The following is a 12,237-nucleotide window of genomic DNA, read 5'->3' on the forward strand; positions in this document are numbered from 1 at the left end:
CACCGGCCATATCGCCAGCAGGCGGCCGGTGTTGAGGTGATAATCACTCCAACCATCGCTGTTGGAGGGAACCGGCACCGAGATGAGTACCTCCCGTACCCCAGCCTCGGTGTCGTGGTGGCCGTGGCTGCGCCGGTTCTTCGGCACCACCCCGGGCGTCCTGAGCCTCGTCGTGCTGGTGGTGGTGGCCGGTGCGCTGCTGGCCGCGATCATCTCGGCGGCGCAACTCAACGGCCGCCTCGCCGAGCGCAACGCAATCCTGGAACGGTCCGAGCCGCTGGCGTATGCCGCGCACAATCTGTACGCGGCGTTGTCGGCGGCCGACGCCGCGGCGGTATCGGCCTTCCTGTCCAACGAGATCGACACCGGTCCGATGCGCAAGCGCTACCAGCAGGCGCTGGCCGACGCCGCGGCGGCGCTGGCCGACGCGACCGCCGGTGTCACCGATGTGCAGACCCGAACCGTCATGGCGCAGATCGCCGCGCAGCTGTCCACCTATACGGGTCTGGTGGAGGCCGCCCGCGCCAATGACCGGCAGGGTTTTCCCGTCGGCTCCGGTTATCTGCGTGAGGCGTCCGCACTGATGCAGACCGCGATGCTGCCCGCGGCCGAACGCGTCTACAGCCGGGACACCTCGACCGTCGAGGACGACCAGCGTGCCGTGGGCGCACTGCCCGGGCTGGGCCTGGCGCTGATGGTCGCCGGCCTGCTCGCGATCGTGGTCGGGTCGGTGATCGTCTACCGCCGGACCAACCGGATGTTCAACCTCGGTCTGGTGGTCGCCGCGGTCGCCGTGCTGCTCGCCGGCGGCTGGTTGGTGGTGGCCACCCGGCTGGCCGCGGTGGACATCGGGCAGAGCAGGTCGGCGGGCACCGAACGGTTCACCCAGCTGGCGAAGGCGCGGATCCTGGCCCTGCAGACCAGGACCGGCGAAACCCTGCAACTGGTCGCCCGCGGCGACATCGCCGCCAGCAACACCACCTTCGACCACCACATCGCCGACCTGAACCGGTTGCTCGTCGGCGGGCCCCCTGCCACGGTCGACGGCGTCCAGAACTGGACCGCGAGCCATCGCAAACACACCGAGCTGTACCGGTCCGGCGATTATCGGGGGGCGGTGGCCCAGGCCATCGGTGCCGACCCGAACGCCTCGGCCGCACAGTTCGACATCGTCGACTCCAGTTTGCGGGCCGAGTTGGAGTCCACCCGCGCAACGCTGCGCGGTGAGGTGGCCAGTGCCGGGCACCGGCTGGCGTGGAGCCCGACCGGGACCCTGCTGCTGCTCGGGATCGCCGCCGCCGCCGTCGTGATCGGTCTGTGGCCCCGCCTCAAGGAGTTCCTGTGAGAGCGCGAATCATCCTGGCGCTGGCCATCATCGGGTTTGCCGTGGGATGCGGTTCGGTCAGTGAACCGGTATCGGTCAGCGTTGCCCCGGTCGACGCCAGCCCCGCCGGCGTCACGGAGGCCACCGCGGCGCCCGCCGTCGCGGGCAACGACTGCGACAAGGAGGCCAGCCTGCGCCCCGGGCGGCAGTCCGCGCCGGGTGCCATGCCGCCGGGTTCGACGATGGCGGCCATCGCGGCGCGCGGCAGGCTGATCGCCGGTGTGGACCAGAGTCAGTTCCTGTTCGGCTTCCGCAACCCGGCCACCGGCGCGCTGGAGGGCTTCGACATCGATATCGCCCGCGAGATCGCCCGTGCCATCTTCGGGGATCCGAACCGCATCGAATTCCGGGTGGTCGAAGCCGGCCAACGCGAGGCGGTGCTGCGGTCCGGCGAGGTCGACGTGGTGGTGCGCACCTTCTCGATCAACTGCGCGCGCAAGCAGAATGTCGCGTTCTCCACGGTGTACTTCAACGCCGACCAGCGCATCCTGGTGCGCGCGGGTTCCGGAATCGACTCCGCCGCAGCGCTTGCCGGGAAACGCGCCTGCGCGGTATCGGGCACCACGTCGCTGGCTAAGCTCTACGGGCTGGACCCCAGGCCCATCGTGGTGGGGGCGCCCACGTGGACCGACTGCCTGGTGATGCTGCAACAGGGCCAGATCGACGCCATCGGCACCGACGGTGTGGTCCTGGCCGGCCTGGCCGCACAGGATCCCAACGTCCGGATCGTCGGCGGCAGTCTGGGTATCGAACCCTACGGTGTCGGGATCAAGAAGGAGAACGAGGATCTGGTCCGGTTCGTCAACGGTGTGCTCGAGCAGATCAGGGCCGACGGCACCTGGCAACGCCTGTACGACGCCAGCCTGCAACCCCTCGGGCCGTCGCCGGGTCCGCCTGCCGCGCGATATCAGGATTGAGATGACCGCACTGAGCACCGAAGCCATCGACCGCGAATTGGCCACGCGGGCAGCCGAAGTCGCCGCGATGTCGGCGACGATGGTGGAGCTGGACGGCCATCCGGGGTTGTCGCACGTGCGGCTGTACCCACCCACCGGGGTCACCGCGCGACGCTGGACCGGGGTGCAGGCCTCGATTTCGCAGCTCTGGGAGGAACTGGGCCGGATGACCGCGATCCTGGACGGTGCCCGCGCGATCCGGGCCCGCCGGTCCAAGCCGTCGGACGCCGACCGGGCCGAACTCACGCACTGGCTGCTGGAACGGCCGCTCGAGGTGTCCCGGGAACGGGTGCCGCTGGCCCGGCGGTCGCTCACCGGATCCGGCGAGGCGATCGAGTACGTCGGCCTGGCCGATACCGCCGACCGGATGCGGGCCGCCTATCCGGCGGTGGCCGAATTCCTGGACGAGGTGGATCGGATCAACACGCTGGTGGTGCAGGGTCTCGCCGCGGTGCAGGACAGGATCGCCGCTGTCGGCGCACCCGAGCCCGCCGGTGTCGCCGACCTGCTGGCGGTCGCGGCGACCGATCCGCTGTCGCTGTCGGCCGGTGCCATCGAGACGCGAGTGCGTGCCATCACCGTCGGTTTCGAGAAACAGGCGGCCGAGCTCGCCGTGCTCGCCGAGCTGCGCTCCAATTGGGTTGCTGCCGTGCAGGAGACATCGGGCGCGCTGGACAGGCTGCGTGCGTCGGTGGCGCGCGCCGGCCAGGTTCGGGATCGGGCCCGCCGGCACGTGCTGTGCGGACCGCTGCCCTCCCACCCGGACGCCGAACCGGGGCTGCGCGCCGAACTGGCCGCGCTGACCGCCGTCGATCCTGCGGCACTGCGTGCCCTGCAGCGGCGCATCGACGAAGCCCAGCGCGTGCTCGACGAGGACGAACGTCTGGCCCAGGGGCTGCTGGACCGGCGCGCCGAACTCGCCGGCCGGCTGGAGGTCTACCAGACCAAGGCCGCCCGGCTGGGTCTGGGGGAGGACCGGGATCTGTTGGCCTCGGGCCGGATCGCGGCCGGTCTGCTGTCGCGGCGCCCGTGCGATCTGCGCGAGGTGACCCGGGCGATCTCCGATTTCCAGCAGATCCTCGCCCAGAAGCGGGAGGCGGCCAGATGAAGTGTGCCGAGCCGGATTGCGGCGGCACCGTCATGGACGGGTATTGCGATGTGTGTGGCAGCGCACCGGCATTGCAGCAGCCATCGGCTGCCACGGCGGCCGGAGCACCTTCGTGGACCACCGGTAGCACGTCGGCGCGCTCGGCCCGTACCGCGCGGAGCGGCTCGTCGCGATCGGCCGCCAGCGCGCGGGGCCGGCTGGGTGCCGGGGTGGTCTCCATACCCCGGATCCCCAAAGGTGATCCGGCCGCGGCGATCATGGTCGATCCCAAGGTGCCCGAGGGTAGCCGGTTCTGCGGGAACCCGGACTGCCGCAAGCCCGTCGGGCGCGGCCGCGACGGTGCGCCGGGACGGCCCGAAGGGTTCTGCACCGCCTGCGGCAGCCGCTATTCCTTCGTGCCCATGCTGTCCCGCGGCGATCTGGTGGCCGGCCAGTACGAGGTACAGGGCTGCCTGGCGCACGGTGGGCTGGGCTGGATCTACCTGGCGATCGACCGCAATGTGCACAACCGCTGGGTGGTGCTCAAGGGTCTGCTCAACTCGGGCGACAAGGACGCGATGGCCGCCGCGGCCGCCGAGGTGCTGGCCCTGGCGGAGGTGGAGCACCCGAGCATCGTCCGGATCTACAACTTCGTCCAGCACCCCGGCCCGTCCGGCGTGCCGGTCGGTTTCATCGTGATGGAGTACGTCGGCGGTACGTCACTCAAACAGATCCGCAAGGCGCACAACGGTCCGCTGCCACCGGATCAGGCGGTCGCCTACATCGTCGAGATCGCCCCGGCGCTGGATTTCCTGCACGGCCAGGGCCTGGCCTACTGCGATTTCAAACCGGACAACGTGATGCAGACCGACGAGCAGCTCAAGCTCATCGACCTCGGCGCGGTCATCGCCATGGACGATCAGGACAGCGCGATCTACGGCACCATCGGCTACCAGGCGCCCGAGATCGCCAGGACCGGGCCGACCGTCGCCAGCGATGTCTACACGGTGGGCCGCACGCTGGCCGTGCTGGTCATGGATGTGCCGCAACAGAACGGCCATTTCGTCGCCGAGCTGCCGGGCCCGGATACGGTGCCGGTGCTGGCCGCCCACGAGTCGTTGCACCGGGCGCTGCAGCGGGCCACCGATCCGGATCCGGCCTGCCGGTTCTCCTCGATGGCCGAGCTGGCCGACCAACTCACCGGGGTGTTGTACGAGATCGTGGCGGCCGGCGGTACGCGCCCGGAACCCCGGGTCTCGCTGCACTTCAGCCAGCAGCGCGGGGCCTTCGGCATCGGCAGGGTCGCCCCGGCCGATCGGATCGAGGTGATCACCGCGCTTCCGGTACCCAGCGTCGATCTCACCGATCCGGGTGCGGCGGTGTTGGCCACCACCAGCGGTACCCCGGCGGCCCAGCTGGAGCAGGCACTGCAACTGGCCGGTGGCGCAGCGGACTCGGTGGAGATCCCGCTGCGCCTGGCCCGCGCCGATCTGGAGATGCGCGCGCCGGCGGCGGCGCGCAAGCGGCTGGCCAAGCTGGACGCACTGATTCCCGGGGACTGGCGGCTGTCCTGGTACCGCGGCCAGTGCGCCGTCTTGGAGGGCAATTTCGACAGCGCCGCACAGGAATTCGACACCGTGCTGGCCACCCTGCCCGGTGAGCTGGCGCCGAAGTTGGCGCTGGCCGCGGTCGCCGAACTCAGCGGCGCCCTGGACGCCACCGCGGCAAGGTATTACGACACCGTCTGGCGCACCGACCACGGCTACGTCAGCGCGGCATTCGGGTTGGCGCGGCGGCGCGCCCGCGCCGGCGACCGGGCCGCGGCGATCGCCGCACTCGACGAAGTCCCGTCGGCGTCGGCGTATTTCACCGCCGCCGGCGCCACCGCCATCGAGATCTTGTTGGACGGGCGTGGCGCCGCGGATCTGGACGAACCGACCCTGGCCGACGCCGGTGCCCGGGCCGCGGCGCTGACCATCGAATCGGCCACCAAACGGGCGCAGATCGATCTGGAGGTACTGGGCGCGGCCCTGAGCTGGCTGCAGGCCGGCCACACCGGATCCGCCGCGACACTGCTCGGGTACCCGTTCGACATTGCCGGGATCCGGCGCGGGATGGAGCAGCGTTACCGCGACCTGGCCCAGGGCAGCCGAACCATCTGGGACCGAATCGCGTTCGTGGAGCAGGCCAATGCGATCCGGCCGAGGACCCGGGTATGACGGGGGTGCTGCCCGGCACCGGCTGCCCGCGCTGCGCGCAGCCCACCCATCCTGCCGACCGGTTCTGTGAGAGTTGTGGCGCGGCACTGGCCGGCGCGACCACCGTCGCCATCCCGCGTCCCGGCCGCGCCGTCGGGCCGTGTGCCGACTGTGGTGCGGCGGTGGGTGCCGACGGGTACTGCACGGTGTGTGGTCAGTTGCGGGCCGAACCGGACCGAGACGAGGCGGGCCTCGGCGGTGTCGCGATGGTCACCGACCGCGGTCTCGAGCACGCCCGCAACGAGGACGCCGGCGCGGTGGGGATTCTCGCGGCCTCCGACGGGGGCAGGCCGCACGCGATCGCCGTCGTGGTGTGTGACGGCGTGTCGACGTCGGTCAATCCTCAGGTGGCCTCCGGTGCGGCTGCGCAGGCGGCGGTGGCGGCGATGCTCGACGCGCTGTCCGGTTCGCGGGACGCGGTGGCCGCCATGTATGCCGGGCTGGCCGCGGCAGCGGCGGCACCGACGGCCGGTCCCGGGATCCCCGGTTCGTGCACGTTCACCGCGGTCATCGTGCTGCCCGGCGAGGGCAGTGCGGAGGTGACCGTGGGCAATGTCGGCGACAGCCGCTCCTACTGGCTGCCCGAGCCGCCCGCGGTCGCGCGGCAGCTCACCGTCGACGACTCGCTGGCCCAGGAGCTGATCGCCGCGGGTGCCGCGCCACAGTCCGAGGCGGTGCTGCGCGGCGCCCACACATTGACCCGCTGGCTCGGTGCCGACGCCGAGCCCACGCCGTGGACCGCGCACAGCGTGCACACCCTCACCGTGACCGGGCCCGGTGCGCTGGTGGTGTGCAGCGACGGACTGTGGAACTACCTGCCCGAGCCCGACGCGCTGCGCGACATCTGCGTCCGCACCGACGCGGTGACCGCGGCGCGGGCGCTGACCGACCATGCGTTGGCCGCCGGCGGCGCCGACAACATCACGGTGGCCGTCATCCCGATCGGAGGATCGTCATGAGTAATGCTGGACCGCAGGGCATTTCGGTTGACGTCGACCACAACCACTACATCGCCGAGGGTTCCGGGACGGTGGATGCCATCGTCAGCGTCACGGTGCCCGACGGTATCGCCGTCGCCGACGCCACCGACCGGGTGGAGGCGATCATCATCGACTGCTCCACCTCGATGCGATCGCCGGCCACCAAATTCGACGAGGCCAAGCGGGCCACCGCGGCCGCCATCGGGGAATTGGTCGACGGCACCTACTTCACGATCATCGCCGGCACCGAACGCGCCACCTACGTCTACCCGCCGGACGGCTGGCCGGTCCCGGCGTCGGCGGCCACCCGGGCCGAGGCGTTACGGGCGGTGGACGCGTTGCGGCCCAAGGGGGGTACCGCGATGGGCACCTGGCTGGCGCATGTGCGCGGGGTGGTCGCCGCCCATCCCGGCGCGATCATCCACGCCATCCTGCTGACCGACGGCAAGAACGAGCACGAAACCCCGGAGGCGCTCGGCGAGCAGATCGGTCTGGCCGAGGGCGAATTCACCTGCGACTGCCGCGGCGTGGGCACCGACTGGCAGGTCGACGAGCTGCGCGCGATCTCCTCGGCACTGCTGGGCACCGTCGACATCGTGGCCGACCCGGAGGATCTGGCCGACGATTTCGCCGCCATGATGCGCACCTCGATGAGCAAGTCGATCGCCGGGCTGACCCTGCGGTTGTGGACGCCGGCGGGTGCTCGGGTGGCCTTCGTCAAACAGGTGGCTCCCACCGTCGAGGACCTCACCGCGCGCCGGGCCGAGGCGGGCGCGCAGGTGGGGGAGTATCCGCTGGGCTCCTGGGGCGCCGAGGAACGCGACTACCACATCCAGGTGGAGGTCGAGCCCGCCGACGTGGGCCGAGAGAAACTCGCGGCGCGCGTGAGTGTCGTTGCCGGTGAACAGATTCTGGGGCAGGGACTGGTGAAGGCGGTGTGGACGGCCGATACCTCGCTGTCGGCGGTGATCAGCCGCCGGGTGGCGCACTACACCGGTCAGGCCGAGCTGGCCCAGGCCGTGCAGGAGGGTCTGAGCGCGCGTAAGGAAGGCGACGTCAAGACCGCCACCGCCCGGCTGCAACGGGCCATGGACCTCGCGATGGAGTCCGGCAACTCCGGGACCGCGAAACTGCTGCGCGGCGTCGTCGAGGTGGACGAGCGCACCGGCACCGTGGCGCTGCGCCGCGAGGTGGCCGCGGCCGACGAGATGGCACTCGATGCGCGGTCGACCAAGACCGCACGGGTACGCAAGGAAGCGGGGGACAGCTGATGCCGACCTGCGTCGAGGGACATACGTCGGCCACCGCCGACTTCTGCGATGTGTGCGGGTCACCGATCGGGGACCCGGTGCCACCGGCCCCGCCGCCGGCGCCGGCCCCTGCGGCGCAGTGCCCGGCGTGTGGGGCGCCGATCAGCGGCCGGTTCTGTGAGGCGTGCGGCCACGATTCGGCGCTGCCGGCACCCGACGCACCCCCGCCCGATGCCGCAGCGTCCGCGCCCGCGGTCACCTGGACCGCCGTCGTCGCCGCCGATCCGGAGTTCTATCAGCGGGTGCTGGCCCGCGAGGGCCCGGACACCGTCGACTTCCCGGACTATTTCCCGCAACGCCGCATCCCGCTGGACCAGGACGTCACCCTGATCGGCAGGCGCAACCCGGACAAGGGGGTCGACCCCCAGATCGACCTGGCCCTGCACCCGGTCGACCGCGGGGTGTCCACCCAACACGCCGTGCTGCGGTTGCGCGACGGCGGCCTGACCATCACCGACATCGGCTCCACCAACGGCACCAGCCTCAACGGCAGCGACGACCGGCTGCCGCAGGGGCAGGAGATCGCGCTGGCCGACGGCGACCGCATCCACGTCGGGGCGTGGACCACCATCACCGTGGTGCGGACGACTTAGCGGTGGGGACGACTTGGGGAGTCTTACCCACCTTTACCGAGACCCACCCCGTAAGCTCGATTGTGTGCAGCGACGGATCATGGGTATCGAGACCGAATTTGGCGTGACCTGCACTTTCCACGGTCATCGTCGGCTCAGCCCGGACGAGGTTGCCCGCTATCTGTTCCGGCGGGTGGTGTCCTGGGGCCGCAGCTCCAACGTCTTTCTCCGCAACGGGGCCCGGTTGTACCTCGACGTGGGCTCGCATCCGGAGTACGCCACCGCCGAGTGCGACAACCTGGCACAGCTGGTCACCCACGACCGGGCGGGTGAGCGCGTGCTCGAGGATCTGCTGATCGACGCCGAACAGCGGCTCGCCGACGAAGGCATCGGCGGCGACATCTACCTGTTCAAGAACAACACCGACTCCGCGGGCAACTCCTACGGCTGCCACGAGAACTACCTGATCGTGCGCGCGGGGGAGTTCTCCCGGATCTCCGATGTGCTGCTGCCCTTCCTGGTGACCCGCCAGCTGATCTGCGGTGCGGGCAAGGTGCTGCAGACCCCCAAGGCGGCGACGTTCTGCCTGAGCCAGCGCGCCGAGCACATCTGGGAGGGCGTCTCCAGCGCCACCACCCGGTCCCGGCCCATCATCAACACCCGCGACGAGCCGCACGCCGACGCCGAGAAGTACCGCCGGCTGCACGTCATCGTCGGTGATTCGAACATGAGCGAGACCACCACCATGCTCAAGGTGGGCACCGCCTCGCTGGTGCTGGAGATGATCGAGGCCGGGGTGGCCTTCCGGGACTTCTCGCTGGACAACCCGATCCGGGCCATCCGTGAGGTCAGCCACGACCTGACCGGGCGCCGGCCGGTCCGGCTGGCCGGCGGCCGGCAGGCCAGCGCGCTGGACATCCAGCGCGAGTACTACGGCCGCGCCGTCGAGTACCTGCAGACCAGGGAATCCAACCCGCAGGTCGAGCAGGTCGTCGACCTGTGGGGCCGCCAGCTCGACGCGGTGGAGAGCCAGGATTTCGCCAAGGTGGACACCGAGATCGACTGGGTGATCAAGCGCAAACTGTTCCAGCGCTACCAGGACCGCTACGACATGGAGCTGTCGGACCCGAAGATCGCCCAGCTCGACCTCGCCTATCACGACATCAAACGCGGCCGCGGGGTGTTCGACCTGCTGCAGCGCAAGGGGCTGGCCGCCCGCGTCACCACCGACGAGGAGATCGAGGCCGCGGTGAACACTCCGCCGCAGACCACCCGGGCCAAGTTGCGCGGCGAGTTCATCAGTGCCGCACAGGAAGCCGGCCGCGACTTCACCGTCGACTGGGTGCACCTGAAGCTCAACGACCAAGCCCAGCGCACGGTGTTGTGCAAGGACCCGTTCCGGTCGGTCGACGAGCGGGTCAAGCGCCTGATTGCGAGCATGTAGCGCTCAGCCCGAGTCGCGCACCACCAGGGTCGGGGTCAGCCGCTCCGATTCGGGTGTGCCGCCGCCCAGGATGTCGATCAGCAATTCGACCCCGCGGCGCCCCATCTGGTGCATGGGCGAGTGCACGGTGGTCAGCGGTGTCGGCAGTTCGGCGGCGATCGGAATGTCGTTGTAGCCGATCAGCGCAACGTCCTCCGGGACGCGCAGGCCGCGGTCGCGCAGCACGCCCAGCGCGCCGATCGCGGCGAAGTCGTTGGTGGCGAAGATGGCGTCCGGGTACGGCTCACCGGCCAACAGCTTCTCCGCGGCCTGCCGGCCACCGGCGGCGTCGAACGGTCCCCACACGATGCGGTCGTCGGGCACCTGCAGGCCGGCCTCGGCGAAGGCGTCCACCGCGCCCTTGGTGCGTTCGATGGCCGTGGACGCGAACGGCAGACCGGCCAGCACGCCGAGATCGCGCCGGCCGGCGTCCACCAGCCGCCGGCCCACCAACCGGCCGCCGAGCAGATCGTCGCAGGTGACCGAGAGATGCGTACCCGAGCGGCGGGACACCAGCACGAACGGCACACCCCGGGCGGCCAGGTCGGCCAGCAGGGGATCGTCGTGGTGGGCGTCGCCGAAGATCATCCCTTCGACGCGGCGCTGCAACATCATGTCCGTCCGGGACACCTTGTTGGCCGGGTCGTCGAGCGAGTTGGTGACGAACGTCGAGTAGCCGTTGTCCGTCGCGGCCTCTTCGATGCCCTCGTAGATGGTGGCCAACACGAAATCCTGCAACCGGGGCACCAGCACGCCCACCAGACCCGATTTGGCGGTGCGCAGGCTGGCCGCGTGCGGATTCGGCCGGTAGGCCCTGGACGCGGCGCATTCCCTGATCCGCGCCACGGTCTGGGCCGACGCCCAGCGGTGCGCGGCGTCCCCGTCGGCCTTGAGCACCCGTGACACCGTGGACGCGCTCACGCCCACCTCTTCGGCGATCATCCGCAGCGTGACGGGGGCGAGCCGGCCCGCGGCCGATACGCCTGGGTCGGTCATCGCTACCTCCTCGAGCGCCGGCTCGGCCCATCGGTCCACTGTGCAGCTCACACGGTGCAGCTCACACCTTAACGGCGGCGGATCACCATGTTTCACGGAGTTTACACAAACGATTGGCCCAAACGATTGTGTAAACGCCCGGGGTGGTGTTTCATTGGCCGGGAGCCGGCTGGCAGCCGGTCGTCTCCCCACTACGGAACGGGTTTTCTTCAGTTGCCTCACGTTGTTGTCCTCACCACCGGTGGCACCATCTCGTCGCGCAGCACCCCGGACGCCGTCGTCGCGGTGGACGACGCGACGGCCGTGCTGGCCGGTGTCGAAACCGGTGACGGCATCACCATCGAGGCGCATGACCTGCTGCGGGTCGGCTCGTACCGGATGTCGCTGGCCGATATGCGTTGCGTCGCCGACGAGGTGGCCCGCACCGCCGCGCGGGCGGACGTGGACGGTGTGGTGATCACCCACGGCACCGACACGCTGGAAGAGACGGCGATGCTGCTGGATCTGCTGCATGCCGACGACCGGCCGGTCGTGCTGACCGGCGCGCAGCGCGCCGCCGATATCCCCGACACCGACGGACCCCGCAATCTCGGCGACGCGGTGGCCGTCGCCGCCGATCCGGCCGCCCGCGGACACGGCGTGCTGGTGGTGTTTGCCGGGTCGGTCTTCGCCGCCCGCGGTGTGCGCAAGGCCCACACCGTCGACCTTGCGGCGTTCGGCAATCCGGCCGGCACCGCCGGGGTGGTGCATTCCCGCAGGGTCACCATGCACAGCGTGCCGGCCCGGCCGCCCGTCCTGTCCCACCCGGGCGCGGCGTTCGGCGCCGTCCGGGTCGACATCGTCGCGGCCTATCCCGGTGGTGACGACACCCTCCTGCGGGCCGCCGCCCGGGCCGGTGCCCGCGGAATCGTGTTGGCCGGCATGGGAATCGGCAACGCCCCGCCCGGTGTCGCCGACGCCGTGGCCGACCTGGTCGCCGACGGCGTGGTGGTGGCGCTGGCCACCCGGGTCGCGGCCGGGCCGGTGCTGCCCGTGTACGGGGCCGGCGGCGGCAGCGATCTGGTGGCCGCGGGCGCCGTCGCGGTGGGACTGCCGGCATCACAAGCCCGGATCGTGCTGGCGCTGCTGTTGTCGGGGGATCGGTCCCCGGCAGCGGTCAGGGCGGCACTTCCGACCTACGCATAACCGTCATCGTCGAAAGGAATCATCAA

At 70.7% G+C, this 12,237-nt stretch carries 10 protein-coding genes; 9 read left to right on the forward strand and 1 reads right to left on the reverse strand.

Features of this window, described 5'->3' with window-relative positions; genetic code table 11:
• Positions 1-82 precede the first annotated feature (82 nt).
• The 8 genes from BN977_RS17620 (at position 83) to pafA (ending at position 9,991) form a co-directional block, all read left to right on the forward strand.
• Positions 83-1,345: a GlnX family signal transduction membrane protein gene (locus BN977_RS17620; protein ID WP_234709622.1), complete on the forward strand. Its 1,263-nt coding sequence runs from the start codon at positions 83-85 to the stop codon at positions 1,343-1,345.
• Positions 1,342-2,301 carry a glutamate ABC transporter substrate-binding protein gene (locus BN977_RS17625; RefSeq protein WP_036399863.1) on the forward strand — a complete coding sequence of 320 codons (960 nt, stop codon included), beginning with the start codon at positions 1,342-1,344 and terminating at the stop codon, positions 2,299-2,301. The genes BN977_RS17620 and BN977_RS17625 overlap by 4 nt, the downstream gene beginning before the upstream one ends.
• 1 nt (position 2,302) lies before the next feature.
• Positions 2,303-3,448, forward strand: coding sequence for a hypothetical protein (locus BN977_RS17630; RefSeq protein WP_036399865.1), 1,146 nt, complete (start codon positions 2,303-2,305; stop codon positions 3,446-3,448).
• On the forward strand, positions 3,445-5,646 hold the full coding sequence (locus tag BN977_RS17635; protein WP_051561609.1) for a serine/threonine-protein kinase: 2,202 nt from the start codon (positions 3,445-3,447) through the stop codon (positions 5,644-5,646). Before BN977_RS17630 ends, BN977_RS17635 begins: the two co-directional genes overlap by 4 nt.
• Entirely contained in the window at positions 5,643-6,644 is a 1,002-nt protein-coding gene (locus tag BN977_RS17640; protein ID WP_036399871.1) for a PP2C family protein-serine/threonine phosphatase, read from the forward strand. Before BN977_RS17635 ends, BN977_RS17640 begins: the two co-directional genes overlap by 4 nt.
• Entirely contained in the window at positions 6,641-7,936 is a 1,296-nt protein-coding gene (locus BN977_RS17645; protein ID WP_036399873.1) for a vWA domain-containing protein, read from the forward strand. The genes BN977_RS17640 and BN977_RS17645 overlap by 4 nt, the downstream gene beginning before the upstream one ends.
• Positions 7,936-8,568: an FHA domain-containing protein gene (locus BN977_RS17650; RefSeq protein ID WP_036399875.1), complete on the forward strand. Its 633-nt coding sequence runs from the start codon at positions 7,936-7,938 to the stop codon at positions 8,566-8,568. The genes BN977_RS17645 and BN977_RS17650 overlap by 1 nt, the downstream gene beginning before the upstream one ends.
• Positions 8,569-8,632: 64 nt before the next feature.
• Positions 8,633-9,991, forward strand: a complete 1,359-nt coding sequence (pafA, locus tag BN977_RS17655; protein WP_024453522.1) for a Pup--protein ligase — start codon at positions 8,633-8,635, stop codon at positions 9,989-9,991.
• A 3-nt stretch (positions 9,992-9,994) separates the two neighbouring features.
• On the opposite strand, the gene BN977_RS17660 is transcribed toward pafA, so the two are convergent.
• Positions 9,995-11,026, reverse strand: a complete 1,032-nt coding sequence (locus BN977_RS17660; RefSeq protein ID WP_234709623.1) for a LacI family DNA-binding transcriptional regulator — start codon at positions 11,024-11,026, stop codon at positions 9,995-9,997.
• 213 nt (positions 11,027-11,239) lie between these two features.
• On the opposite strand from BN977_RS17660, the gene BN977_RS17665 reads away from it, so the two are divergent.
• Positions 11,240-12,211 carry an asparaginase gene (locus BN977_RS17665; protein WP_036399881.1) on the forward strand — a complete coding sequence of 324 codons (972 nt, stop codon included), beginning with the start codon at positions 11,240-11,242 and terminating at the stop codon, positions 12,209-12,211.
• Positions 12,212-12,237: the final 26 nt, after the last annotated feature.

This window comes from Mycolicibacterium cosmeticum (assembly GCF_000613185.1).
GTDB classification, from domain to species: Bacteria; Actinomycetota; Actinomycetes; order Mycobacteriales; family Mycobacteriaceae; genus Mycobacterium; species Mycobacterium cosmeticum.